The sequence below is a fragment of the Iodidimonas gelatinilytica genome, assembly GCF_008579125.1.
Classification (GTDB): domain Bacteria; phylum Pseudomonadota; class Alphaproteobacteria; order Sphingomonadales; family Rhodothalassiaceae; genus Iodidimonas; species Iodidimonas muriae.
The window spans coordinates 494,722-520,374 of the sequence record NZ_BKCL01000001.1; the positions used below are offsets into that span (position 1 = coordinate 494,722).

The following is a 25,653-nucleotide window of genomic DNA, read 5'->3' on the forward strand; positions in this document are numbered from 1 at the left end:
ATCAATGGAATAAGGGCGGTTCTTTCGAATCTGCATCAAGGCCTTCATCAGACTCACTATCGGGTTCTGGTGAAGGCTCTTCTTCATCTGGCTCTACCTTATCCAGAGTGCCTTTGCTGCCTTCAAAGGGCTTCCTTAAAATACCCGGAATAATGGCCGTGAGCGCATTCACAGAAATTGTAGGGTCGGCCACCTTCCCCTTGATCCGGTATGAGAGCGCAAACATGCCGCCCCCCTTGCCGCCGGTAAACAATCCCCCCAAGAGCGGAATATTTCCAAGCAACGCGTTCAAACGATAAGCGGGAACGATAATACCGTTCATATTCACCCGCTCCAGTTTTTCATCGATCTGGCCTTCAAGCGTCAGCCCAAGGCTTGGACCACTGGCGCGTGCACCTTCGATATCCACAATGCCGTTGCTTAGGGTAAAAGGCACGCGCATCTGATTGAACAACAAGCCATTCTTGCCGATATATTGGTCAAGCTGGCTTGCAGCGCCCTCTTCAATTGTGACATCCGAGGTTTCCCCTCGCACAATTCGGAAATCCCGGAGATCCGCCCTGCCTGTTGCGGCAAGTGGGGTACCCGCTGCCGTCAATGTGGCATCCAGTGTAAAGGCCCCACCCTCGGCATTGTCAAACAGCCCCATGCCCGCCAAGACATGCCCCGCATTTTGCGCTTCCAGCCCAAAGCTGCGTTCTTTTCCTTCGCCCGCGCTGTCGAGCCGTAATTTTACGGCGTCATCCGCCCCCAATTCCGCATCCAGATGGAATTTGGCCCAGTTCATCCCTGTATGTCGGGCATCAATCCGTACATTGGAGAACGTGATATCCGATAAGGACAAGACGCTCTCGAAGTCTGCAGTAAAGACGATGGACGGGCGACCATCCATCGCCGGAGCACCGCTCGCTTCCAGCTTTTCTCCCAAAGTGGACAAGGCGGGGCGCAGATCAAACACAGGCCCTTTGATCCGGGCGTCAAACCCACCATTTTGCGCCTTCAGATCGGCAGAAAGGCGATTTTCACCCAGTACAATCTCGTCAAAACGCGCCGATTGAAAAACCCCCTCTTCATCAAATTGCATGGCCCCGAACAAATGGTCGTTGGCAGCCTGAATTTTCATCTGGTTGATCAGAACCTTACCATCTTGGGACAGATCCAGATCAAATCCCATCGTGGCTTTGTTATCGGGCAGTTTTTCCCAATCCATCAGCGCAAGGGAAAGGCGTGCCTTATCCAATGCCAGATCAATATGCCCCCGCTGAATATCCGGTCCACGGCCCAATAGCTGGATGCTGGCGGGAACCGGGCCTTCAAGATACGGATCGGGATCGAACAGCAGAGCTTTCAGGCTTTCGGGCGTTAGCACCGTGGAAATATCAAAGCGCGAGGATAAGTCACCCGGCGGCGGGGAAAAGCGTTCATCCCAATCGATATGCAGGGATGCCGGACCCAAAGTACCCGTACCGGATGCCTGCAGTCCCTCACGGTCGATTTTGAGGGCAAGTTGCCCCTCGGTCAAAGGGGTAGCGGCAAAAATATCGGGCAACATCAAGTCGTTCACAGTGGCATCAATGGCAATGCCCACATCATTCAGTGAGAGACTTTTCACCAGTGGGAATGCCAAATAGGCAACAAGATCCCCTCTGCCGCTCAAACTATCGGGGTCAAGCCCAAAGGCCGTGGTGTACCCCAATGGTTCATAATCGATCAGCCGCAAGATCTGGGGAAGCGCCCCCGACATCTTTAGTTGAATATCGGCGGCAGTGGGCTCGGATTTTCCAAAGCCTGAGAGCACCACTTGCGATCCCGCCACCGGCAAGCCATCGGCTTCTCCCCCTTCGATATGCAGGGTCAGCCCCCGATCCGTCAGATGGCCGCGCCCTTTGGCCCCCAGGATGGGCGGCATGGGGCGCAACACATGGGCGACCAATTGATCGAATTGAAAATCCAGTTGCAGCCCGTCTTTCTCGTCGGCATGTGCCTCTTCATCATGGAGAAACGTCAATTCCCCATTAGAAATCCGGCCGCTTTCCAAATTGCGTTCGATCCATTCGCGCCCGCCATTTGAAACCGTGCGGGGCCAATAATGGCTCAAATCATCCACACCAAGAGCAGAAAACCCGCCTTTAAGGGCAATGAAGGACAGCCGGTCCTGCTGTGGGATGATGGTGCCGGAAACGAACATTTCCGTATCGGCAAACCGGGCAGACAGGCCGGTTATTTCAAGCGCTCTTTGCGTGCTATCGAACAAGACCGATGTGGAAATTTCATCAAAAGGCCGGGGGTCCGGATACCAAGGGGCCAATGTCACCTGCCCTTTTTTGGCATGGGCATCCAGAAGAAATACCAAAGATCGGTCCGGTTTTGCCGATAGATCAATGCGCATATCGCCATCAAGCGGCATATCTATGCCAGCCAGAACAGGCAAGATATCCAGCCCGTCAACCAGCAAGGGCAATCGCAAGTCCGACAGCTTGACGTCAAGTTGTCGCCGGCCTTTCTGCCCAAACACCGTTGCATCAAAATCGAGCTGGCCTGCTTGAGAATCCCCTTGCGTCATCAAGGTGCCGCGCCCGGAAACATGCAGGGCCTGGGCTTGGGCGCGGCGGAATTGCAGCTGCGTTTCCGGCATCAGCCAAGTGGTCCCCGATGCGTCTTCTACCAAAGTGACATGAGCACCATCCACCGCCACATGATCGAGGGTCGAAAAGGTTGAGGCCAGTGCATCGGGGGCCAAAAGCGCATTGATAATCTCGGTAAGCAAACCCGGCGCATCCAGTTCAAGATCAAGGGTGCTATTGCCCGATGGCCCTTCCAGCAGCGCTTCAATCGCTTTGGCCGACCAGCGAACACGCACATCAGGCCGGGTGATCACGATTTGGGTCAGGCGCACTTGCCGCTTTAACAGGGCCTTTGCCTGCAACACCAGATAGACCCGTGGAAGACGGGCTCCATTGCCCTTGAACTCTTCCTTCAGCCCCGTTTTGTCCGCGGCACCATCCATATCCAGCGCCACATCGTTCAAAACGATCTCGAGCCGATTGGTTGATCTATCCCAATAAAGACTGATTTTTGCAAAATCGAAGCCGATTCCGGGCATCAGATCGTCGGTATATTGAGAGAGGCTGCCCGCAAAAAGCTCTAAAGACAGGGGCTTCATGGCCAAGCGGGCAAGCAACAGGCCCGTTGCCAACACCATCAGGGCTGCCACGATACATATCAGATAGGCACAGCGTTTCAGCCAACGTCGCACGATTTTGTCCTTATCGCCCGCACAGAGTTTCCCCATCCTGCACATGTCTTGACCTCAAGAGAGGGGACCGCGCATTCTACTCGCTCTCGCCCATGGCTTTGCGTGTGGATTATGACGAGGATTGGGCATCACACATGAATAGTCTTCAAAAAACAGGATACGCAATGTCAGGCATAGCACTGCCTTTTGATGTGGGCAAAGCGGCAGACGAATATGACGCACTTTTGAACGCCCAACTGACCGAAGTACAGTTGGACGCCCTGCGCACGCCCAAAGCCAAATCCTTGGTCTATGCACTGGCCGGAAACAGCCCCTATCTTGCGCGATCTTTACATCTTGCGCCGGATATAGCGGCCGATCTGATGCTGAAATCTGCCGATGCCCTGTTCGAACAGGAAATGGAGGCTCTGAAAACCTGTGACATATCCATATCTATGGATCATCTCATGACTTATTTACGTAAGTCCAAAATTCGTGTTTCGCTTTTGATTGCGGCAGCAGATATCGGAAAATACTGGGATCTTGAAAGGGTTACCTATGCCCTTTCGCGCTTTGCAGACTGCTGTATCAATCTGGCGGTAGAGCATCTTTTGTCTCAACGGGTTGTACAAGGTGATCTAGCATCATGGGAAAAGGAAGAGGCGCAAGACCAGACGAACAATTCAGGGTATTTCGTGCTCGCTATGGGGAAATTGGGGGCTTATGAGCTGAATTATTCCAGCGATATCGACCTGATCGTTCTCTATGATGAAGACGTGGTGCAATATAAAGGCAAGCGCACGCTTTCCGATTGTATGATCAAAATGACGCGGGATCTGGTGACCATTCTGGAACGCCGCACCGCCGATGGCTATGTTTTCCGCACGGATTTGCGCTTGCGCCCGGATCCCGGTGCAACGCCGCTGGCTTTGTCGGTGGGGGCCGCCGAATCTTATTATCAAAGCACCGCCCAAAGCTGGGAACGCGCCGCCATGATCAAAGCGCGGGTCTGCGCCGGAGATCATCGCGCCGGCACCGCCTATCTGGAGCGCTTGCGCCCTTTCATCTGGCGTAGATCGATGGATTTTACGGCCATTGAAGATATTCACGGTATCAAGAATCAAATCCACCGCCATCATCACCATGGACTTCAAGCTGGCGGGGTTTGATGTGAAGTTGGGACATGGTGGCATCCGGGAGGTGGAATTTTACACGCAAATCCACCAATTGATCGCAGCGGGTCGTGAGCCTTTTCTCCGCATTCCCCAAACATTGGGGGCTTTGGATGCGCTTTTGGAGATGGGGCGCATCTCTGAGCCAGTCCGTAATGATCTGACGGCTGCTTACCGCTTTTTGCGTCAGCTTGAGCATCGCTTGCAAATGGTTGACGATGCCCAAACCCATACCCTGCCCGAACAGGAAGACGGACAAAAGCGCATTGCCTGTTTTTCCGGTTTCGACAATGTCGAGGCATTGACACGCAGCTTGAAGGCGCATCTTGATCGGGTGAGCGCCCATTATGACCAACTCCTCCCCGATAGCCCGGACGGGAATGCGGCCCTCAATGAAGCGCAGCTTATCGCCTTGCTGGAACAGCTTGGCTTTGAAGCACCAGCCACGATGGCCGCGTTGATTGAAGGCTGGCGGCGGGGCCGTTATCGCTCTTTGCGTACAGCACGGGCACGCGGGCTCTTGGAAAAAACACTCAAACCCTTATTGGAGGCTTTTTCCAAAACCGCACAGCCGGATCGCGCACTCACCCGATTTGATAGCTTCTTATCGCAACTCCCTGCTGGTATTCAGCTTTTTTCATTATTTCATTCCAATCCATCATTATTTCGTTTGATTGCCCGTATCATGGGGATCGCTCCGGTGCTGGCGGAAAATCTGGCCAAACGCCCACAATTGGTCGATGCCTTATTGGACCCCACCTTTTTCGCGCCGCTTCCATCCCGCGAAGAACTGCGCGACGATTTGCGCCGAACATTAAAGCGGGCGCGGGATTATCAGGATATTCTGGATATGGTGCGCCGCTGGACGGACGAGCGTAAATTCCAGCTTGGTGTGCAGGCGTTGGAAGCCATCTCCGATGTACGCGAAACCAGCCTGTCCATGACCGATCTTGCCGATGCAGTTCTTGCCGAACTGTTGCCCTTGGTCGAAGCTGATTATCAAAAGCGCCACGGAACTTTCAAAGAAGGTGCCTTATGCATTGTTTCTATGGGAAAATTCGGCAGCCGGGAATTATCATTCGGATCGGATCTTGATCTCGTTTTTCTTTATTCCGTCGAGGAAGGAGCCACCCTTTCGAGCGGCCCCAAGGCCGTCAGTCCGTCGCGCTATTATAGTGGGCTTGGGCAGGCTTTGGTCACCGCCATTACGGTTCTCACTTTGGAAGGGCGCTTATGGGAGGTGGATACCCGCTTGCGACCCTCTGGATCTGCGGGGCCATTGGTGGTGACCTTGCAAACCTTCGTCGATTATTACCGCGAAGCCGCCTGGACATGGGAACATATGGCGCTCACCCGCGCCCGTGTAACCGCAACACCCGACGATCTTGCCCAAAAGGTTCAGCAGGCCATTACCCGAACGCTGACCTCTGAACGCGATCAAAAAGCCCTGCGGCCTGCCGTTGCAGAAATGCGGCACCGATTGGCGCAAGAATTTCCTGTTACCAATCCATGGAGCCTGAAACATGTGCGGGGCGGACTGATGGATCTGGAGTTCATCGTGCAATATTTACTCTTGCGCGAAGGGGCGCGCCATCCACAAATCTTCACACCTCGTCTGGATGATTGCCTTGATCGATTGGTCACGGCAAAGGCCCTTGATCCAGATGATGGACGGGTTCTCAAGCAGGCCCATAGTCTGTATCACGCGGTGCAAAGCCTGTTACGCTTGACCTTGGGCGATAATCCTGATGAAGACGGCTTCGTACCGGAATTGCGGGCGGCCTTGGCGCGGGCAACGGCTTTTGAACGATTTGAGGATATGCGGCAATCCATGCTGGATATGCAGGCCTGCGTTTTCTCTATCTATCATAAGATAGTTGAGAGAAGTATCGCATAAAACCTAGATATAGATGCCCCGCGGTAGATCATTGGGGTAGGACATGAAGGAGATCGCTATGACCATGCCCGCCATTGGAGATATGGCCCCGGAAATTGCTCAGCCTGCCAATGGCGGCGTGGATTTTCGCCTTGATGACCTGAAGGGTAAAAAGGTCGTTTTATATTTTTATCCCAAAGACAACACCCCCGGCTGCACCACCGAAGCCAAGGATTTCAGCGCACAGATAGAGGCCTTCAGAAACAGCGATACCGTGATTGTGGGGGTATCGAAAGATTCCGTCCGCAAGCATGAGAATTTCATCGCCAAGCAGGATCTTGAAGTAACGCTGGTTTCCGATGAAAATGGCGATCTATGCGAGCGCTATGGGGTGTGGCAGGAAAAAAATATGTATGGGCGGCGCTATATGGGCATTGTTCGCGCCACCTTTTTGATCGATCGGGAGGGGCGCATTGCCCATATCTGGCCCAAAGTGCGGGTGAAAGGCCATGCGGATGACGTGCTGGCCGCGGCACAGGCGCTGGCATGACCGGATCAAAGGTCACCGCATCCGCCGGAGAGAATCTTTCCTCATTGGGCGCTGCAGCTCTGTGGGTTTTAATCACGTCGGATGCCAAGAAAAAGGCCGAGAATAGCCGCACGGCTGCCCGGCTTTGGCAGTCGGGCGCACTTGAGGGGGCGATCGAAAACTGCCCGCCGGACCGGCCCGCCCGGCCCGCAGCGCCCCAATTGCTTTCGCCCGGCCAAATGCCGCGCCGACGCAAGGGCGGCAGTGTACAAACCCGTATCGCCTTATTGCATGCCGTTGCGCATATCGAACTGAATGCCATTGATTTGGCATGGGATCTGGTGGCACGCTTCGGGGTCGGAATGCCGCGCGATTTTCTGGATGATTGGGTGCAAGTGGCCGATGATGAAGCGCGCCATTTCATGATGATTGCCGACCGCCTGACCGATCTGGGAGCACATTATGGCGATCTGCCCGCCCATGATGGCTTGTGGGAAGCCTCCCAAGCCACTGCCAAGGATTTAGGGGCGCGTCTGGCGGTGGTTCCCATGGTTTTGGAAGCACGGGGCCTTGATGTCACACCGTCCATGATAAACCGGCTAAAGGCCATGGGCGATTCGCAAAGCGCCGATGCTTTATCGGTGATTTATGCTGATGAAGTGGGGCATGTGGCGGCCGGACAAAAATGGTTTCAATGGCTGTGCGCGCGGGATGGAAAAGATCCACAACGCCATTTCCAAACACAGGTAACCAATTATTTCCGCGGGGCCTTGAAGCCGCCTTTCAACACAGAGGCCCGATCAAAAGCGGGCCTGCCCCGTGATTTTTATGAGCCTTTGGCCCAAAAATGTCCTTAAAAATCCTTGATTTTCGCGTGCATTCCCAGTTTCTTAGCAAAGCCGTTCATCAAGCTCGCTTTATTCTTAATTGTTATTAAGATATTGGAAAAGCCTTGGTGTTAGGATTGGAGCCACCACCACGCAGTTCAGCACGCAGGAAAAGTCAGACTTTTGAGGTTTCACAGGCATCATATTCGGCGACAAGTGACACATCTTTTTCACAGATTGTTTCCCGAACGCCAGATCTTCTTCCGCTCTCGGGGGGAAGTCCGTTTTGTGCGTTTGTCGCCTCGATCACAGGCTTTCACCGCCAGCCTTGCCCTTGGCATTGTGGGATGGACCCTTTCGGCCTCCATTGCTTATGTGAGCGAAGACAGCCGCGTGGCGGCCAAACAGCATGAACTGGACTATGTATCAGGCGAGCTGGATTCTTTGGTATCGGAACTGGAACGCTTGCAAAGCGATGCCCTGATCCGCACCCAGCGCCTTGAAGCGCGGCAGAAATTGCTTGAGCGTGTCAGCGGCACGATGGGCGCGCTTCACGCGGACAGCCAGCAGCCCTCTGCCGTAGAAAACGATTCTGGCACTGATGGTAATGAATTGCCCACGGCTCTGGACGGAGATTCCTCTGCTGCCCCTGTTTCGGACACAGCCTTAGGCGAAGAAGCCCATCTGCAAGATACGGGCGTTCTGTTTTCGCTTTTGGGCATCAAGCCCGCTTCGGCCCTTACGTCCCGTGATGTCTCCGTTTATGCGCTTTCCACAGGCGTTGATACCGTCTTCGAAATTCTGGAACGGGTATCCGATAGGCAAGACGTCATGGCTCGTCTGTTGGCAAAAAGCGAACAACAAAAGCTGACCGAACGCCGCACCATGATTGAACGTTTGGGGCTGCCTGTCGATCTTTTGATTGCGTCTGTTCAGACCGAAAGCGGCACTGGCGGCCCTTTATTGGAGTCGCCGCCTGCTTTTTTGTCGGAACCCTTTCAGGAATTGAGCGAGATCGCCCAGCAACGGGATTTGCTGGATCAGTCCTTGGCCCACATTCCCAGCCATATCCCTGCCAAGAATTATTATGTTTCAAGCCATTTTGGCCCTCGGCGCGATCCCTTTCGCAAAAGCTGGGCCACCCATTCCGGGGTCGATCTTGCCGGCTGGCCCGGCGAGGCAATTCTGGCTTCGGCGCCGGGTAAGGTGATTGCTGCTGGCCGCAGGCCCGCTTACGGCCTGATGGTGGAAATCGATCATGGAAATGGTTTGCGGACACGATATGGCCATATGCGCAAATTACTGGTGAAAGCCGGACAGACGGTGACTTCTGGCGACCAGATTGGCGAAATGGGGTCCACTGGCCGCTCAACAAGCACCCATTTACATTGGGAGGTCTGGTTCAATGACGAACTGGTCGATCCCCTCCCCTTTATCAAGCGTCTCAGGATGTTCAAAAGCTCCAGCAAGGCAGACATGAAAAAAGCTGAACAGGCACCAATTGGAAAGCGCGATTCCGCATCGGATGCGCCGTCGATTATCAGTGCATCGGTCTTAATAACCGGCGATATTGAAAGTCCCGGCGAAATTCAACTGGACGGGGATATCAAAGGCAATGTCCATTGTACCTCATTAACGCTCGGAGAAACCGGCAGCATTCTTGGCAAGGTGGTTGCCAATTCCATCACTCTTCGTGGGCAGGTGGAAGGCGAAGTGATCGGCGCAGTGGTTCGTCTTGAAAAAACGGCCCGTATTAGCGGCGATATCATGCATCAAACCCTATCGGTCGAAGCCGGTGCGCGTTTGTCGGGCAATATCATTCATGCTGAAAACCCGCTATCTTCCGCCAAATCCGGCTTCGAGAAAGAAGCCGAAACGAAAGAAGCCCCTGCAACCACACGCACCGAAAAAGCCTTGTCCGGCACATCATGACGATCCGTGTTAGACGCTTTTTGGCTTTCAAATGGAAACGCCTCGAAAATGCCACCGCCCCGATAAAGGGATGCGGTGGCATTTTCATGATAAAGAGCAATTTTTCTGGGATGAGCCAAATGATTTTTTACCGGATCATACGGATATGTCTGTATATTTGCTGCAATCTTTCAAAAACCAAGCCAAGCTTGCCATAATATGGCAATTTTGTGGAGGGCTTGTTGTGCTGGCTTAGGCTTAAGACTAGCATGCCCGCAACCAAAGCAATGGATTTGAGCGATGATGCTGCGGCTTGGGACTGCATCCATCTTTTGGACCAAATCATTGTGAAACGCGGTTTGTGTCCAATTCGCCGAACCCGGAAAAATGTGAGAAGTACATGCTGAAACGACTTATCTCCGCCCTTGCCGTTCCAATGCTGCTTATGGGCGGCTCCATTGCGGCCAAAGCGCAAAGCACAGCACAATGTGGGCCAACAACCTACACCGTTGCTGAAAAAATCAACCGGTTTGTCAGCCCGGTCACAGATGCCGTTTCAGATTTCATTTTCTATCCCATTCCCCTCAAAGGCGGCAGCGACATTGCCCGCGGAGCCATCCGCGTCAGCGATACCCGCCTTGTTGAAGGGGATGTTCTTTCCGTTTCCATCAACGGCACATCCATCATTTATGAAATGGATCGTGACGGCGTTGTCTGCCCCAGCCATACGCCGGTGCAAATGGGCGTGGATGGAACAGAAACCGCAGCCACTCTCGATGCCCATATGCAGCGGGATTTCGGCGCAACAGCCCTTCAGACCAGCCGCGAAGACAATGTGATAAAGGTCGCTGTCAGCAGCAAGACCGATGCGGATTTCACCCCCAAAGCTTCCGGCATTTTTATCAAGGCACTTGATGACGGGGCCCTCGGCTTGCCCTTCATCGTTTTGTGGCTTTTGATCGGTGCGATTTATTTCACCCTGAAAATGCGCTTCATCAATTTTCGCGGGTTCGCCCAATCCTTACGCATTGTCAGCGGCAAATATGACAATCCCAAAGATCCCGGCGAAGTGACCCATTTTCAGGCCCTGACAGCCGCTCTGTCGGGAACTGTCGGGCTTGGCAATATTGCCGGCGTGGCCATCGCCATTTCTATTGGCGGCCCCGGAGCCACCTTCTGGATGATCATGGCCGGGCTGTTTGGCATGGCCTCGAAATTCACCGAATGTACGCTGGGTCTGAAATACCGCCAGATTGATGAAAATGGCGTCGTCTCCGGTGGTCCGATGTATTATTTGTCACAAGGGCTAAAACAACGCGGACTGGGCGGATTGGGCCGTATTCTGGCGATTGTTTTTGCTGTTTTGTGCATTGGCGGCGCCTTTGGGGCGGGCAATATGTTCCAAGTGAACCAATCCACCCAGCAATTTATGGATGTGATGGTTCCTGCCCTGTTCGGAGAAAACAGCTTTCTCAGCGGCAAGCCGTGGATTATCGGCGGCTTATATGCAGTCGCCGTTGGCATGGTGATTATCGGAGGCATCCGCTCCATTACCCGCGTTACCGAACGATTGGTCCCGATGATGGGGATTTTATATGTTTCGGCGGCCCTTGTTATTCTGGGCATGAATGCCGGGCATATTCCGGCGGCCTTTAACGCAATCATGCAAGGCGCCTTTGCCCCCATGGGGATTGCCGGTGGCTTTATCGGCGTTCTGGTTCAAGGGCTGCGCCGCGCTGCCTTTTCAAATGAAGCGGGTGTCGGCTCTGCGGCGATTGCCCATTCCGCGGCTAAAACCAAAGAGCCTGTTTCCGAAGGTCTGGTGGCCTTGTTGGAGCCATTCGTCGATACGGTTGTGGTGTGCACCATGACCGCTTTGGTGATCATCATCACCGATATGCATCTGGAAGCGGAAATTTCCGATGGCATCGCCCTCACCTCGGCGGCCTTTGCCTCGGCCTTCAACTGGTTCCCTTATGTGCTGTCCCTTGCGGTGTTGTTGTTCGCCTTTTCCACCTCCATTACGTGGTATTATTATGGCGAACGCGCCTTCGTTTATTTGCTGGGCGGCGACAAGCAAATGCCATTGACGGTGTTCAAAGTCTCTTTCCTTGGTGTGCTGATTATCGGGTCTTCCATGAAGCTGACCAGCGTGATGGATTTTGCCGATGCCATGATCTTGGGCATGGCTCTGCCCAATATGATCGGTCTGTATCTGCTTTCTGGCGAGGTGAAGCGGATGCTGGATGATTATCTGGCACGGATTCGCTCTGGCGCGATCCAGACCAGTGCAGACCGTGAGCAGACCCAGCCTGCGGAATAAAGCAAAAGCATATAAGGATTCAGTCGGCATTCAGCTTGACTGAAATACATTGTAAAACGGGCTGTCGGACCTTACGGCAGCCCGTTTGCACGAAACCATGGGACAGAACATGAAACCGGTAGGATTGGCATTTTTAGCCATATTGCTTTTGGGCCAGATGACCGGCTCCGCAGTTCTTGCAGAGCAAGAGGACGATGCTGCGGACACAAGCCTGTCCGCAAAAGGCGATGCGGACCGTGGGCGCCGGGTCTTTTTCAAATGCAAGGCGTGCCATTCTCTGGAGAAGAACAAAACATCCAGCACAGCCAATCCAGAGATTGCCCCGAATCTTTCCAATTTATTTGGCCGCAAGGCCGGCGGATTGCCTGACTTTCCATCCTATTCCGCCGCTTTGAAGGATGCGGATTTCATCTGGACAGAAAAACGCCTCGATCAATGGATAAAATCCCCTAACAGCATGCTTGTAGGGAATAAAATGGCCTTTTCCGGCATCAGAAAAGAACAAGACCGTTACGACCTTTTGGCCTATTTGCGGCAAAAATAATGCCTTGCGGCAAGTGACCCTTTGTTTCTCACCGGCTCGCGCTGCGATGAATTTCCGGTGATATGACTTTAAACAGCCTGATTTTTTTATATATATCGGGCAAAAGACTGGCCAGAACACGATAACAAATGAGGATACCGCCCATCATGCCACGACGTTATTCAACGCTTGTAACTTATCGGAACCTGCTGCTTTCCGGTCTTGTCTTTCTTATGGGGTTGGTTTCCACATCCACATTTGCGCAAGATCAAGCAGCTCAAAACCCGGAAGCAGCGAAAGAATTCATCAACAAGCTTTCAAATGACGCTGTCGCCGTCTGGAGCGATGCCTCGCGTACGGAAGCGGAGCGCGAAGAAGCATTCCGCGACCTTTTATATGAAGGCTTCGATGTAGATTTCATTGCCAAGCTGGTTCTCGGTCGGCATATGCGCACAGCCTCCAAAGAGCAGTTGCGCGAATATCAAAAGTTGTTCCCCGCTTATATCGTCAACAATTTTGCCCGTCGCATCGGCAATTATGGCGATGAAAAGCTTGAAGTTGAAGGCACAACTCCTGCCGGATCGCGCGATCTGTTTGTGCGTTCGAAAATCGTTCGCCCCGGCGGTGAGCCGATTTCAGCCGATTGGCGCATGCGCTCTGTAAACGGCAAGCTGCAAATCGTCGATATCAAGGTTGAAGGCATTTCTCTGGCCGTAACCCAGCGTGACGAGTTTTCTTCGATTATCGAACGCAAAGGCTTTGATGGCTTGCTCGATACCTTGCGCAAAGGGGCGCTCCTTTCAACAGAAGGCTAATAATGGATCAGGCCAGTGCATTTTGATCATGATGCCCTGCCCCCTTTGACCGTCGATATAGGGATGGAGAGCTTCGCGCTTCTCCGTCCCTTTCGCATTTCAAGGGGCAGCAAGACAAAAGCGGATGTAATTGTCGCAACGGTTCAGGCGAAGGCCATCAAGGTCTTGGCGAGGCGGTGCCTTATCCCCGCTATGGTGAAACCATCGCACAGTCCGTAGAGGAGGTTCGTAAGGCGGCTCGCACATTCGCACAGCCAATGCGGCACTCCGATCTTGAACAACTGATGCCCGCCGGTGCGGCCCGCAATGCGCTGGATTGTGCCTTATGGGATTGGAAAGCGAAAAAATTCGGCCAATCAGTATCAAGTTTGGCTAGCTTGCCGCCATTAGCTGATGTGATCACCGCCTTTACCATCAGTCTTGATCGCTCGGACATCATGGCTCAACAGGCAGCCAAGGCCGCTCATATGCCATTGCTCAAGATCAAATTGGGGGATGCGCCCCATGATGCCGAACGCATGCGGGCAATCCATGAAGCGGCCCCGAAGGCCCGCCTGATCGTTGATGCCAATGAAGGATGGACCTTTGACACCCTGCAGGAATTAGCGCCCACTGCCGCAGCCTGCGGGGTGGAACTGATCGAACAGCCATTGCGGGCTGGTGAAGATGGAATTCTGGAAAGCTATTACGCACCGGTTCCGCTTTGTGCCGACGAATCTTTCCACGGAACGATATCCATTGCCACATTGGCCAAGCGCTATAGCGCCGTAAATATCAAGTTGGACAAAATCGGTGGATTAAGTGCCGCGATTCGCCAGTGCCGCGCCGTGCAATCGGCCGGGATGGATATCTTTATCGGCTGCATGGTCGGATCATCGCTGGCCATGATGCCGGCGCTTCACTTGGCACCTTTGGCCCGTTGGGTTGATCTGGATGGCCCGCTTTTACTGGCCAAAGATCGCGCCAATGGCCTCACGATCAAGGATGGCGTGATCAAAGTCTCTCGATCTGGCTTGTGGGGCTTTCCATAACGCCTTCAATCACAGGCCGAGCCATGCTATCCGAGCGGCACGATTGATTCGCTCCGTCCTTTTCACGCACAGGAAAATAAAAATGACCAACAGCTCCGACATGGGCTCTGAAAAACCGCTCTTGCACCTGGTCTTTGGTGGCCGCGTTACGGACCCTCAGGGATTAGACTTTGAAGATCTGGACAAAGTGGAAGTGGTTGGCATTTTCCCCAGCTATCGGGAAGCAGAAAAAGCATGGCGCGGTGTGAGCCAAGCCAATGTGGATGATGCCATGAAAAAATATGTGATTGTGCATTTGCACCGCTTGCTGGAACCGAATCTGAAATAAGGTTCCATGCCCTTTTTGGGCATAAGGCAGCCAAGTGGACGGCATCTGCGTACAGAAAAGGGGCCGCCCTTTTCAGGCAATACGCCGTCCGGTCTTTCAGCTTTGTGGATTATCTGGCCGACTTGAAATGGTGTTCTACGGCAGATGCCAGTGTTTCACCATCGCGCACATAAACACCCAGCCAGCCTTTAAGCTGCTTCATTGCATCTTGCGCGGAATGAGGGCGGTCGGCGGCGAGTTTTAGAGCGGCTAATCGCGCAATGCCGCATTCATCTGTAAAGTTTGTCATTATCGTGCTGCCTTGTTTTATCGTTGTCTTTTGCGGGTATTTCCTTCCCCGTCTGTTTCATGCTGATGATGAACTGTGAAAATCTAACGACAGACGCTCCAAAAGTATTTTTGGAACCGCCTGCCACCGAAAAAACCGTCGGTTATTATTCCATCACGGATGATACATAGGTATCCAGCAGCCGAACGCCATAGCCAGTGGCCCCTTTTTCATAAAGATCTGCATCTTTTTCCGACCAAACCATGCCCGCCACATCAATATGGGCCCAAGGCACATTATTGGTGAAGCGCTTCAAGAACTGCGCCGCTGTGATAGAGCCAGCAGCCCGGCCGCCCACATTCTTCATATCAGCCACATCGCAATTGATCAGCTTGTCATAGGCATCGTTGATCGGCAGGCGCCACACTTTATCACCGGTTTCCGCCCCGGCTTTGGACAGGCCCGCAGCGATATCATCGCTATCGGTGAAGCAACCGGCATATTCATGGCCCAAAGAAATGATGATGGCACCGGTCAAGGTGGCCAGATCAATGATCTGCTGTGGATTGAAGGTGGCTTGCGTGTACCAGAGCGCATCGGCCAAAACCAGGCGGCCTTCCGCATCGGTGTTGATCACTTCGATGGTTTGACCGGACATGGATGTCACCACATCGCCGGGCCGTTGCGCCTTTCCTGACGGCATATTTTCAACCAGCCCGATCACGCCCACAATATTGGCTTTGGCTTTTCGTGCGGCCAGCGCCTTCATGAGGCCCGTAACGATACCGGCACCGCCCATATCCCACTTCATCTGCTCCATGCCTTCGCCCGGCTTCAAAGAAATGCCGCCGGTATCGAAGGTGACGCCCTTGCCCACAAAGGCCAAAGGCTTTTGAGACGCCTCGCCGCCATTCCAGCGCATCACCACCAAACGGGAGTCGCGCGCGCTGCCTTGGCCCACGCCAAGCAAGGCATTCATACCCAACTTTTGCATGTCATCTTCGGTGAGAATATCCACCTCGACGCCCAATTCCTCCAAGGACTTGGCAATAGCTGCAAAACTTTCCGGGTAGATGATATTGGCCGGTTCAGACACCAGATCACGGGTCAAGAATACGCCGGAGATGACAGCTTCGTGGCGTTTGAATTGCTCGGCGGCCGCCTTATGAGCGTCACAAGCAATGGTGGCGTCATGAAGCGTTGGCTTCTTTTTCTCCGATTCTTTGGTGCGGTATTTATCAAAACGATAAGAGCGCAACATCATACCGGCGGCCAGATGCGCAGCGGCGTCTTCTTGCGCCAGACCTTCCATGGAATCGAGCGCAATAGTGACATGGGCTTCGCCACTGGCCTGCAAATGTTTCACGATCTTGCCGCCCAAGCCTTCATAATCCGTGGCAGTCAGCTTGGCAGCGTCGCCCACGCCCATCAATACAACCCGGCTGACCTCCAGCCCTGCAGGGGCCAGAACCTCGACCAAATCGCCTGTTTCGCCTTCAAACCGTCCGGTCTTTGCGGCCTTGGACAAGGCGCCGCTCATCGCAGCATCTATCTGCGCCGTTTGGCCTTTGAAGGCGCTGGATTTTTCTGAAAAAACCACAAGGGCATCAGATGTCGGGACTTTGGGTGCGGAAAAGCTGATTTTCATGCATTATACTCCTGAGACGTCACCAAGACCGGCTGGCAGACAAGTCTGCCGGTGATATTGATGCATACATAGGCCCCATCGGGGCCGGTGAAAAGCCGCAGTGGACATCATCTCGTTCATTGCGGCAAAAAGAAACAGGCTGTATCAAGACGAACCTGGCTATTCTGTTCGCCTGAAGATCGAAAGTTGCCCCGCCCCGTGCCTTTTATGCGTACCACCCTTTATGCCGCGCTTTTGTGCTCTGCCGCCCCGCAGGCCCTTTCCCAAACTGTGCCCGACACGCAGGGCTTGGTTGAAACACCGCTTGCCGACCGGCCAGAGCAAAAACAAACCACTGCCGCCCCCATCTTAAATGAACGCGACGTGGTATTTTCAGCCGATCAAAGCTCCATCGATCCTGAAACCAGTGAAATCATCGCACGCGGTAATGTAGTGGTGATCCATGATGGCTATCGGCTGGAAGCGGGTTTGCTGCGCTATAATGATAAAACGGGCATTGCTCAGGCCGAAGGGGGGGTACGGATCACCAATCCCGACGGGATGATCCTGAAGGCCAGTTCGGTGCGCTTGAGCGGGGCTTTGCGGGCTGGGGTGATTGAAAATGCCCGCCTTATCCTGACCGATGGATCGCGCGTTGCGGCCAATCGTGGCGAACGCTTTGAAGATGGCAATAGCGAATTGCGCGATGCGGTGTTTTCCCCCTGCCCGGTATGCGATACCGATCCAGACAAACAGCCATTGTGGCAGATCAAGGCGCTCAAGGTTGTTCATAATAAAAAAGAACGCCGCCTTTATTATGAAAGCGCCTTTTTTGAAATTCTTGGGGTGCCCGTATTCTGGCTGCCCTATTTGTCGCACCCCGACCCCACAGTAGAGCGCGACAGCGGGTTACTGGTCCCGGAAATCAAAAGCCGACAGGAATTAGGCGTAGTGGTAGAGCTTCCCTATCACATCGCTTTAAGCCCCAGCCGCGACCTGACCATCACACCGATTCTGACCACAAAAGAATCGCCGGTGCTTGGGGTAAAATACCGTCAGCATTTCGGCAGCGGTTATTTTGACATGGATGGCTCTATCAGCCACGGGGACCAGCCATCGGAAGCCGTAACAGGCATAGATGATAATGGTTTTCGAGGGCATTTCTTTTCAAAAGGCCGCTTTGTTCACAATGATCACTGGCAATCCACCTATAATGCCCAGATCGTTAGCGATGATACATTTTTGCGGCTTTATGATTTCTCCGATGCCGATACGCTGACCAGTAACTATCAGTTGGAAGGCTTTTTCGATCGCAGCTATATAAGCGGAGAACTGATCGGCTTTCGTGGCCTGCGGCTGGAAGATGAAGGCGGCCTAACGGCACAGGCCTTGCCATGGATCGATATGCACTATGTGTCTCCCCCCGGTTTTTTAGGCGGAACGGTTGAAGCGCAATTTAATTCGATTCAATTGGTCCGCTTCGATGGGGCAGATACAGCACGCGCCTCCACATCCTTGCAATGGCAAGCCCCCGTCATCACCCCTATGGGACAGAAAATCACATTCGATGCCTTTGCCCGAACCGATCTTTATGACACCTCTCAGGCATCGCGCACCGATGATCCGCTGTTTGCCGGGGAATCGGGAACAGAAACCCGGGCTTTAGGGCGCGTCTCTGCCACCATGTCCTGGCCCTTTGCCAGCCATCAAGGGGGCGTGAGCCAAACCATCGAGCCAATCATCCAACTGGCCGCCATTCCTGAAAGTGGCCGTTCCACAGCAATTCCCAATGAAGACAGCCGCACCATCGAATTGACGGCGCATAATCTGTTTTCGCTAAATCGTGCACCGGGATTCGATGTTTGGGAAGGGGGCAGCCGCGCCAGCTATGGCTTGAAATATAGCCTCGATATGTCGGATATTGCTCTTGCGGCAGTGGCTGGGCAGTCGTACCGCAGCACCGATCTGACCGAGATTTTGCCCGAAGGCACGGGGCTGGGATCGAAGCGTTCGGATTATGTCGGCGCGGTCGATCTTAGCATCCAAAACTGGATCAATCTCAGCTATCAATTCCAGTTGGACAAATCTTCGTTCGATCCGCGTAGACATGAAATCGTCTCAACCATCGGAACGGATGTTTTTCGCGTCAATTTGGGCTATCTTCGGATTGATCGCGATCTGGAAATCGCAGAACGGACCAATCGTGAAGAAATCCGTTTCGACGCCACTTTTCAAGCAACGGAAAATTGGCGTATCTTTGGCGGGCTTATTCACGGATTGGGAAAAGACTCCCAGCCCATTGAATATGAAACCGGAGTGCTTTACGAAAACGAATGTATGGAACTCGGCATCAATGTGCGCAAACGATTCACGGAAGACCGTGACATCCAGAGCGGCACATCTGTTGGGCTCCGGATAAGATTGCGTAGCTTGGGATAATGCAGGCCGACAGGTTTGCCCCATTGCTGCCTCATTGCTGACCCAGTCATTGCTCCCAGAGCAAGAAGCGAGAGACATGTTCAAGAGTAGATGCTTGCGTGCGATGACCATTCATAATTTTGATTTCGCTGGTTCTTTGAAGGCATTTGCCATGCGGTCTGCCACCATGGGGCGGACCCGCTTTCGGCTGCCCGAATATTTCCTGGGATGCTTGTCCGCACTATGCCTCGGATTTGTTTCTCCCAACCTTCAAGCACAGCAGATCAGTACGCAAGAATCCAATCTTGTGGTTCCGCAAAGGATCGTCGTTCTGGTGAATGACGAACCGATCTCGGCCTATGATGTGGTGCAAAGATTACGCCTGACCATCGCCTCTATCGGTGGCATCGAAGATGAAGAACAGCTTGCCCGTCTGCAAGAACAGGTGGTGCGCAATATGGTGGATGATAAGCTCAAGCTTCAAGAAGCCGCCGGATTTGAGCTGATTATTTCCGATGAGGAAGCGGAATCCGCCTTTGCCCGGCAAGCCGCCAGCTTCAACCAGACGCCACAGCAATTTGAAGATTATCTGGCAAGGCTCGGCATTACCAAACAAGCCTACCTGGATCAGATGAAGCCGGAAATTGCCTGGGGCGAACTGGTCAATGGCCGGCTGGGGCGCTTTGCCAATGTGGCGCAGGAAGAAGTGGAGCAAGAACTTGCCCGCATCGAATCCAGCGCCGGACAACCGGAATATAATCTATCGGAAATTTATCTGATCGTTGATAATCCGTCCCGTGAAGCGGATGTTCGCCAATCGGCCGAACGCATCGTGGAACAGATCCGCGAAGGGGCGAATTTCGCCGGATTTGCCCAACAATTCTCGCAATCCTCTACGGCGGCTGCCGGGGGCGATATGGGCTGGGTCACACCGGACCAGCTCAGCCCGGTTCTGGCCGAAGCCGTTGCCAATCTCTCTGTCGAGGGGGTAAGCGACCCAATTCGCCTTGCGGGGGGATATTATATTCTGCTTTTAAAGGATCGCCGCCGCGTCTTGGAGGCCGATCCTTTGGATATGGAACTGGATGTGCGGCAGATTTTCATGCCAGTCACAGCGGAAACCACGGAAGAGCAGCAACTGGCATTTTTCGACACATTGGATAGCATGCGTCCTGAAATGACATCCTGCGACGACATCCCCACTTATGCCAGCAAGCTGGGCGTTCCCGATGCAGGGCCGCTGGGTAAATTGCGTCTGCGTGACCTGCCGGGCAGCCTGCGTACCATTTTGGAAGAGCTGGACATGCAAACCCCCAGCCAACCGGCCCGAATGGAAGATGGCTATCGGGTGTTTTTTGTTTGTGACCGCACGGTTCCGGAAGTGGCCATGCCGGAATTTGACCAGATCATCGATCAGCTGGAACGACAAAAACTGGCCATGATGGCGCGGCGGTATCTGCGCGATCTGCGCCGTGATGCCATCGTCGATTATCGGTAAGCCTTATGGAACAGCCTCCGGCTCCGCTCTGCATCACCATGGGCGAGCCCGCGGGTATCGCACCGGAAATTACGGCAAAGGCATGGCTTGCACGGCAGGACGCCGGCTTGCCACCGTTCTTTTTACTGGGATCGGTGCAAGCATTCAGGCACATTCCATTGCCTGCCCGCTAATTCCCATCACCGCGCCGCATGAAGCGACCGCGCAATTCCAGCATGGTCTGCCAGTTCTGGAGCTGCCGGGATTTCCCGAACACGTCACCCCCGGTACAGCGCTTGCAAGTACGGCCCCCTTTGTGATTGAGGCCATCACACAAGCGGTGGCCTTGGCGCAGCAAGGATTGGTGCGCGGCATTGTTACCAACCCGATCCAGAAAAGCGCCCTTTATGCGGCAGGGTTTCAAGATCCCGGCCATACGGAGTTTCTGGCGCGTTTGGCTGGGAAACCGCCCTCATATTCCGTAATGATGCTGGCAGTTCCGGGCTTGCGGGTGATCCCCTTGACCATTCATGTGCCTTTAAAGGCGGTTCCCGCCCTTATTACCGAACAAGCCATCCGCCATGTAACCTTGATCGCCCATCAAGAATTGCGGGACCGTTTCGGCATCGACCGCCCGCGCTTGGCTGTTGCGGGCCTGAATCCCCATGCAGGGGAAGCTGGCGGCATTGGGCAGGAAGAGCAAAGCATCATCGCCCCCGCCCTTGCCACTTTGAAGGATGAAGGCATCGAGATAAGTGGGCCATATCCCGCCGATACATTGTTTCACGAAGAGGCCCGCACGCACTATGATGCGGTGCTGTGCATGTATCATGATCAAGCCCTTATCCCATTAAAAACAATAGATTTTCACCGTGGTGTCAATATCACTCTCGGGCTGCCTTTTGTGCGCACATCGCCCGACCATGGCACCGCTTTAAACATTGCAGGCCAAAACAGGGCCCGCCCCGATAGCCTGATTGCCGCCATCCATATGGCCGCCGAGATGACCCGATGACCCACGATCCCCTTCCCCCTTTGCGCGATGTGATTGCCCGACACGGATTGCGGGCCTCCAAAGCCTTGGGGCAGAATTTTATTCTGGATCTCAATCTTACACGGCGCATTGCCAGAGCGGCGGCACCGTTCGATGCGTGTGCGGTCTATGAAGTTGGCCCCGGTCCGGGTGGCTTGACCCGCGCCTTGCTGATGGAAGGGGCAACCCGTTTGGTGGCGGTGGAGCGCGATAGCCGGACCCTGCCCGCCTTGGAAGAAATCAAGCCGCATGGCCAAACCGCCTTGAAGTGATCGCCGATGATGCCATGGCTTTGGATGAAAAAACCCTTTTCGCCGGGCGTCCGGTGAAAATTGTTTCCAATCTTCCCTATAATGTAGGGACGGCGCTCTTTGTCCGCTGGATGACCGCCGATTGGCAGCCATGGTGGCAAAGCCTGACCCTGATGTTCCAACGGGAAGTGGCCGAACGCATTGTGGCCCAGCCAGACAGCAAGGCCTATGGGCGGTTATCGGTGCTTTCGCAATGGCGCGCCGACCCGCGCATTTTGTTCAATGTACCAGCTTCGGCCTTTACTCCGCCGCCGAAAGTGGCCAGCGCCATCATTCACGTCACTCCGCGCGCCCCCCGCATGGAAGGGATCGATCCAAAATCCATGGAACGGGTGACAGAAGCAGCTTTCGGACAACGCCGGAAAATGTTGCGCGCCAGCCTGAAAACCTTGACACCCAAAACGGAAGAACTGCTGGAACGGGCCGGCATCACCCCCACCCAAAGGCTGAAACCGTGAATATTGACGGATTTTGCAAATTGGCGCTGGCATGGCAGGCAATGAATGACAAAGCCTGAAGCTCTCTTGCCTTATTCCGCCAATAAATTTTCCGCCAATTCCTTGATGGAATAGTCTTTTTCCGCCTTTACCCGCTCGGCTTCGATGATCGCGCGCAAGCGTTGGAAACACGCATCAAGATCATCATTGACCAACACATAATCATAATCCGACCAATGCGATATTTCCTCGCGGGCACGGGACATCCGGTATTTTACCGTCTCGGTGGTATCTTGTGCGCGGTGCAAAAGCCGTTCTTCCAGCGCCGCAAGTGTGGGCGGCAGAATAAAGATCGAAATCACCTGCTCGGGCGGTACATTGGCTTTGATTTGCCGCGCCCCTTGCCAATCAATATCGAACAGAACATCGGTGCCCTGCTGCAGACGGGTTTTTACCGGCTCCCCCGGCGTGCCATAAAAATTCCCGAACACTTCGGCATGTTCCAGAAAGTCTCCCCCCTTCACCATGCGCTGGAATTTCTCTGTGGAAACAAAATTATAATCCTGCCCTTCCACTTCATTCTTGCGTCGGGCCCGCGTTGTCGTGGACACGGATGTCCAGATCTTATCCCCTTCTTCACGGCGCAAATAGCTGCAAAGTGTGGACTTTCCAGCACCTGAAGGAGATGAGATGATGAGCAGAAGGCCTTGTCTTTTCACGGTTTATTCCACATTTTGACATTGTTCACGGAACTGATCGATCACGGCCTTCATGTCCAGCCCCAACCGGGTCAAATCTGTTTTTGCGGATTTTGAACACAGGGTATTGGCTTCCCGGTTAAATTCCTGCGCCAGAAAATCCAGCTTCCGCCCCACAGGGCTGCCGCCAGCCAATAGGCTGCGGGCTTGGGCCACATGGGCGTGCAAACGGTCAATTTCTTCGCGCACATCCTGCTTCACCGCCAACAGGGCAATTTCTTGCTCCAAACGCTCAGGCGAAAGATGGGTTTTATCGCCCAATAACGCGTCGATCTGCTGGGATAAACGATCTTTGATGGCAGAAAGGCGAGTGCTGTCATGGTCTTGCGCCACCTTGACCAGCGCTTCGATTTGATCGATCTGTACATGCAATAAAGTCGCCAGCGCCGCACCTTCGGCTTTGCGGGCCGTATTCAAGGCCGCAAGGGCTTTTTCCACCAACAGCCTAAGCCCCGCTTCCAATTGTATGCGGTCTTGCTCTTCAAGACGAAGGCTTTGGCTTTCCATCACACCGGGCAGCGCCAACAGCCCATCCAGCCGAGGGGCCGAAACACCATTATTCCCAACGAATTGGCGGCCCAAGGCAACAAGCTGGTTCAGCTTTTCTTCATTGATGGCCAATTGGGACTTGTCGGCAATGGGCGTGACCATAAGGGACAACCCGACCGATCCCCGATCGATCACCGCCGAAATTTGCTTTTTCAAGACAAGATCAAAGCCATCCAAAAAAGACGGTGCCCGCACGCGGATATCAAGACCGCGCCCATTGACGCTTTTCAGCTCTACAGCACAGCGAAACTTGCCGATTTCTTCTTCGAGACGGGAAAACCCGGTCATACTCAGAACTGTCATTGCCGCCCGTCTCCCCTCCCGTTCGATGCCTGTTTTTTGCTTATTTTTTCATGCTCTGGCAAAGAAAGGTCAAAGCTTTCAAGATGGCGCGGACTATAAAGACAAGAGACGGCGCGATCAACGCCGCGCGTGGAAACAATGAATCGAAAGCCAGCCCATGACCGATAAAATGCCAAACTCCCTCCTGATTACTGGCGCTTCCAGCGGTATAGGAGAGGCATTGGCCCTTCATTATGCGGCAAAGGGTGTCTTCTTGGCGCTTTCCGGCCGCAATGCGGAAAGGCTGCATAGCGTAGCCGAAGCCTGCCGAAGCCAAGGGGCCGAGGTTGAAGAGCAGGTCATCAATGTGGCCAATGAAGCTGCCATGATGCAATGGGTTCAAGACCTAGACGACCGCAAAGCGCTGGATCTGGTCATTGCCAATGCAGGCGTTGGCTTAAGCACCAGCAAAGAGCGCTCTTTGCACGAAACCACAAAACAGACCTTCGATGTCAATGTAACCGGCGTGTTCAACACCATTCACCCGGCATTAGAGCGGATGAAAGAGCGCAAACAGGGCCAGATTGCCATCATGCTTCTATCGCCGGATTTCGCGGCATGCCGGGGGCTGCCTCTTATTCCGCCAGCAAGGTGGCCGTTAAAAGCTATGGCGATGCTTTGCGCGGGGCATATTGGGGGCGGGTGAAGATCAATGTGATCTGCCCCGGCTTTGTGGAAAGCCGCATGACGGAAAAAAATCGTTTTCCCATGCCGTTCCTGATGACATCCGAAAAAGCCGCAAAGATCATCGCCAAGGGTTTGGCGCGCAATAAGGGAGTGATCGCCTTCCCTTTCCCCACAGCCTTTGCCATGCGCTTTTTAACGCTGCTGCCACAAGCCTTGAGCGATGCTATTTTGAGACAGTCTCCGAAGAAGTAGTACGATCTTTCAGCAAGCGCCGCCAACGCGCCACATTGGCATTATGTTCAAAAAGCCGGGTCGCAAAGGCATGCCCGCCTTTCCCGTCGGCCACAAAATAAAGATAGTCGCTATCCGCCGGGTGAAGGGCGGCGGCAATCGAGGCCGCACCGGGATTGGCGATGGGATGAGGCGGCAGCCCCTTTATGCGATAGGTATTGAAGGGTGTTTCGCGATCCAGTTCACTGCGCAAGATCGGGCGGCCAAGAGGCTCTCCGCCTGTCACCCCATAAATCACCGTAGGGTCAGATTGCAGCCGCATATTGCGTCGCAAGCGATTGACAAACACACTGGCCACCAGCGGTTTTTCCGCATGGTTGGCGGTTTCCTTTTCGATGATGGAGGCCAAGGTGATGGCCTCCAATTCGGTAGAAAAAGGCAGATCCGGTGCCCTGTCGGGCCATAGCAACGCCAGCAAATCCAATTGCGCACGCTCCATGCGTTTCAGGATCGTTTGTCTTTCATCGCCATAAGAGAAATAATAGGTTTCAGGAAGCAATGTTCCTTCCGCAGGGATGCGGTCTATCTCGCCCACCAAACCTTCGGTTTCGGATAACAAAGCGACAATTTGGGCACTGCTGAGCCCTTCGGGAATGGTCACGCGGCGCAAGACCGCATCGCCAAAGCGCAATTCATCCAGAATTTCCAGAACACTGGCATGTGGCTTGATTTCGAATTCACCGGCCCGCACATCCCGGTCCGCTTTCAACAACCGCGCCGTCAGGCGAAAGCTCAGGCGGTCCCGCAGCAAGCCATGCTGTTCCAGCATATGGGCAATGGCCCCAAGCCCCTTGCCGCGCTCCACCAAAATGCGCTGGGGGGTGGATAACGGGCCGGGGCGGCTGATCTGATGATAAAAAAGCCCTCCCGCCAATCCCGTCAGGATCAGCAGCAGGGCAAAAATGCTTATCGTCACGCGGCCTCGGGTCATGTCCTGGCCCTATT

20 protein-coding genes and 2 pseudogenes are annotated in these 25,653 nt (G+C 53.9%); 16 read left to right on the forward strand and 6 right to left on the reverse strand.

The window, feature by feature from the left end; all coding sequences use genetic code 11:
• Position 1: 1 nt before the first annotated feature.
• Positions 2–3,256, reverse strand: coding sequence for a YhdP family protein (locus JCM17844_RS02230; protein WP_210431188.1), 3,255 nt, complete (start codon positions 3,254–3,256; stop codon positions 2–4).
• Positions 3,257–3,420: 164 nt separating this feature from the next.
• On the opposite strand from JCM17844_RS02230, the gene JCM17844_RS02235 reads away from it, so the two are divergent.
• The 10 genes from JCM17844_RS02235 (at position 3,421) to JCM17844_RS02280 (ending at position 14,570) form a co-directional block, all read left to right on the forward strand.
• Complete coding sequence (locus JCM17844_RS02235; RefSeq protein ID WP_210431189.1) at positions 3,421–4,404, forward strand: GlnE family protein; 984 nt, start codon at positions 3,421–3,423, stop codon at positions 4,402–4,404.
• Positions 4,331–6,304 carry a [protein-PII] uridylyltransferase family protein gene (locus tag JCM17844_RS02240; RefSeq protein WP_149999447.1) on the forward strand — a complete coding sequence of 658 codons (1,974 nt, stop codon included), beginning with the start codon at positions 4,331–4,333 and terminating at the stop codon, positions 6,302–6,304. The genes JCM17844_RS02235 and JCM17844_RS02240 overlap by 74 nt, the downstream gene beginning before the upstream one ends.
• A gap of 58 nt (positions 6,305–6,362) precedes the next feature.
• The gene (gene bcp / locus JCM17844_RS02245) at positions 6,363–6,833 is read left to right on the forward strand and encodes a thioredoxin-dependent thiol peroxidase (RefSeq protein ID WP_210431190.1); all 471 of its coding nucleotides are present in this window, start codon (positions 6,363–6,365) and stop codon (positions 6,831–6,833) included.
• Complete coding sequence (locus tag JCM17844_RS02250) at positions 6,830–7,669, forward strand: ferritin-like domain-containing protein (protein WP_149999448.1); 840 nt, start codon at positions 6,830–6,832, stop codon at positions 7,667–7,669. Before bcp ends, JCM17844_RS02250 begins: the two co-directional genes overlap by 4 nt.
• A gap of 153 nt (positions 7,670–7,822) precedes the next feature.
• Positions 7,823–9,571, forward strand: coding sequence for a peptidoglycan DD-metalloendopeptidase family protein (locus tag JCM17844_RS02255; RefSeq protein WP_268885028.1), 1,749 nt, complete (start codon positions 7,823–7,825; stop codon positions 9,569–9,571).
• 379 nt (positions 9,572–9,950) lie between these two features.
• Positions 9,951–11,873 (forward strand): alanine/glycine:cation symporter family protein, encoded by a 1,923-nt coding sequence (locus JCM17844_RS02260; protein WP_210431191.1) that lies wholly within the window; start codon positions 9,951–9,953, stop codon positions 11,871–11,873.
• Positions 11,874–11,982: 109 nt separating this feature from the next.
• Positions 11,983–12,417: a c-type cytochrome gene (locus JCM17844_RS02265; protein WP_149999450.1), complete on the forward strand. Its 435-nt coding sequence runs from the start codon at positions 11,983–11,985 to the stop codon at positions 12,415–12,417.
• A 146-nt stretch (positions 12,418–12,563) separates the two neighbouring features.
• Positions 12,564–13,211: an MlaC/ttg2D family ABC transporter substrate-binding protein gene (locus tag JCM17844_RS02270; RefSeq protein ID WP_210431192.1), complete on the forward strand. Its 648-nt coding sequence runs from the start codon at positions 12,564–12,566 to the stop codon at positions 13,209–13,211.
• 176 nt (positions 13,212–13,387) lie between these two features.
• Positions 13,388–14,242: a dipeptide epimerase gene (locus JCM17844_RS02275; protein WP_210431193.1), complete on the forward strand. Its 855-nt coding sequence runs from the start codon at positions 13,388–13,390 to the stop codon at positions 14,240–14,242.
• An 82-nt stretch (positions 14,243–14,324) separates the two neighbouring features.
• A complete protein-coding gene (locus tag JCM17844_RS02280) occupies positions 14,325–14,570 on the forward strand; it encodes a DUF4170 domain-containing protein (protein WP_235898874.1) in 246 nt (81 codons plus the stop codon).
• Between the two features lie 109 nt (positions 14,571–14,679).
• On the opposite strand, the gene JCM17844_RS02285 is transcribed toward JCM17844_RS02280, so the two are convergent.
• Both JCM17844_RS02285 and JCM17844_RS02290 read right to left on the reverse strand, forming a co-directional pair.
• A complete protein-coding gene (locus JCM17844_RS02285; protein ID WP_149999452.1) occupies positions 14,680–14,859 on the reverse strand; it encodes a hypothetical protein in 180 nt (59 codons plus the stop codon).
• Between the two features lie 145 nt (positions 14,860–15,004).
• The gene (locus JCM17844_RS02290) at positions 15,005–16,486 is read right to left on the reverse strand and encodes a leucyl aminopeptidase (RefSeq protein ID WP_149999453.1); all 1,482 of its coding nucleotides are present in this window, start codon (positions 16,484–16,486) and stop codon (positions 15,005–15,007) included.
• A 186-nt stretch (positions 16,487–16,672) separates the two neighbouring features.
• Here JCM17844_RS02290 and JCM17844_RS02295 point away from each other — a divergent pair, with 186 nt between their 5' ends.
• The 4 genes and pseudogenes from JCM17844_RS02295 (at position 16,673) to rsmA (ending at position 22,221) form a co-directional block, all read left to right on the forward strand.
• Complete coding sequence (locus JCM17844_RS02295) at positions 16,673–18,904, forward strand: LPS-assembly protein LptD (RefSeq protein ID WP_149999454.1); 2,232 nt, start codon at positions 16,673–16,675, stop codon at positions 18,902–18,904.
• Positions 18,905–19,007: 103 nt separating this feature from the next.
• Positions 19,008–20,381: a peptidylprolyl isomerase gene (locus JCM17844_RS02300; RefSeq protein WP_235898889.1), complete on the forward strand. Its 1,374-nt coding sequence runs from the start codon at positions 19,008–19,010 to the stop codon at positions 20,379–20,381.
• Positions 20,382–20,386: 5 nt separating this feature from the next.
• A pseudogene (pdxA, locus tag JCM17844_RS02305) lies at positions 20,387–21,375 on the forward strand (4-hydroxythreonine-4-phosphate dehydrogenase PdxA).
• Positions 21,372–22,221 (forward strand): annotated as a pseudogene (rsmA, locus tag JCM17844_RS17070) (16S rRNA (adenine(1518)-N(6)/adenine(1519)-N(6))-dimethyltransferase RsmA). The pseudogenes pdxA and rsmA overlap by 4 nt, the downstream one beginning before the upstream one ends.
• Before the next feature lie 12 nt (positions 22,222–22,233).
• Here the strand turns inward: rsmA and gmk are convergent.
• Positions 22,234–22,860, reverse strand: coding sequence for a guanylate kinase (gene gmk / locus JCM17844_RS02315; protein ID WP_149999456.1), 627 nt, complete (start codon positions 22,858–22,860; stop codon positions 22,234–22,236).
• 3 nt (positions 22,861–22,863) lie between these two features.
• Positions 22,864–23,751, reverse strand: a complete 888-nt coding sequence (locus tag JCM17844_RS02320; RefSeq protein WP_149999457.1) for a YicC/YloC family endoribonuclease — start codon at positions 23,749–23,751, stop codon at positions 22,864–22,866.
• 157 nt (positions 23,752–23,908) lie between these two features.
• Between JCM17844_RS02320 and JCM17844_RS16310 the strand changes: the two genes are divergently transcribed.
• The gene (locus JCM17844_RS16310; protein WP_210431198.1) at positions 23,909–24,436 is read left to right on the forward strand and encodes an SDR family NAD(P)-dependent oxidoreductase; all 528 of its coding nucleotides are present in this window, start codon (positions 23,909–23,911) and stop codon (positions 24,434–24,436) included.
• Complete coding sequence (locus JCM17844_RS16315; RefSeq protein ID WP_210431199.1) at positions 24,349–24,669, forward strand: SDR family NAD(P)-dependent oxidoreductase; 321 nt, start codon at positions 24,349–24,351, stop codon at positions 24,667–24,669. The genes JCM17844_RS16310 and JCM17844_RS16315 overlap by 88 nt, the downstream gene beginning before the upstream one ends.
• On the opposite strand, the gene mltG is transcribed toward JCM17844_RS16315, so the two are convergent.
• Complete coding sequence (gene mltG, locus JCM17844_RS02330) at positions 24,641–25,639, reverse strand: endolytic transglycosylase MltG (protein ID WP_149999458.1); 999 nt, start codon at positions 25,637–25,639, stop codon at positions 24,641–24,643. The two genes, JCM17844_RS16315 and mltG, sit on opposite strands and share 29 nt — an antisense overlap.
• Positions 25,640–25,653 lie beyond the last annotated feature (14 nt).

Bases quoted from the DNA above. Each gene is read 5' to 3' on its own strand.
- JCM17844_RS02235 (WP_210431189.1), top strand. From the start codon at position 3,421: ATGTCAGGCATAGCACTGCCTTTTGATGTGGGCAAAGCGGCAGACGAA.
- bcp (WP_210431190.1), top strand. From the start codon at position 6,363: ATGACCATGCCCGCCATTGGAGATATGGCCCCGGAAATTGCTCAGCCT.
- JCM17844_RS02250 (WP_149999448.1), top strand. From the start codon at position 6,830: ATGACCGGATCAAAGGTCACCGCATCCGCCGGAGAGAATCTTTCCTCA.
- JCM17844_RS02260 (WP_210431191.1), top strand. From the start codon at position 9,951: ATGCTGAAACGACTTATCTCCGCCCTTGCCGTTCCAATGCTGCTTATG.
- JCM17844_RS02265 (WP_149999450.1), top strand. From the start codon at position 11,983: ATGAAACCGGTAGGATTGGCATTTTTAGCCATATTGCTTTTGGGCCAG.
- JCM17844_RS02270 (WP_210431192.1), top strand. From the start codon at position 12,564: ATGCCACGACGTTATTCAACGCTTGTAACTTATCGGAACCTGCTGCTT.
- JCM17844_RS02280 (WP_235898874.1), top strand. From the start codon at position 14,325: ATGACCAACAGCTCCGACATGGGCTCTGAAAAACCGCTCTTGCACCTG.
- JCM17844_RS02285 (WP_149999452.1), bottom strand. From the start codon at position 14,859: ATGACAAACTTTACAGATGAATGCGGCATTGCGCGATTAGCCGCTCTA.
- JCM17844_RS02290 (WP_149999453.1), bottom strand. From the start codon at position 16,486: ATGAAAATCAGCTTTTCCGCACCCAAAGTCCCGACATCTGATGCCCTT.
- JCM17844_RS02300 (WP_235898889.1), top strand. From the start codon at position 19,008: ATGACCATTCATAATTTTGATTTCGCTGGTTCTTTGAAGGCATTTGCC.
- JCM17844_RS02320 (WP_149999457.1), bottom strand. From the start codon at position 23,751: ATGACAGTTCTGAGTATGACCGGGTTTTCCCGTCTCGAAGAAGAAATC.
- JCM17844_RS16310 (WP_210431198.1), top strand. From the start codon at position 23,909: ATGACCGATAAAATGCCAAACTCCCTCCTGATTACTGGCGCTTCCAGC.
- JCM17844_RS16315 (WP_210431199.1), top strand. From the start codon at position 24,349: ATGCCGGGGGCTGCCTCTTATTCCGCCAGCAAGGTGGCCGTTAAAAGC.
- mltG (WP_149999458.1), bottom strand. From the start codon at position 25,639: ATGACCCGAGGCCGCGTGACGATAAGCATTTTTGCCCTGCTGCTGATC.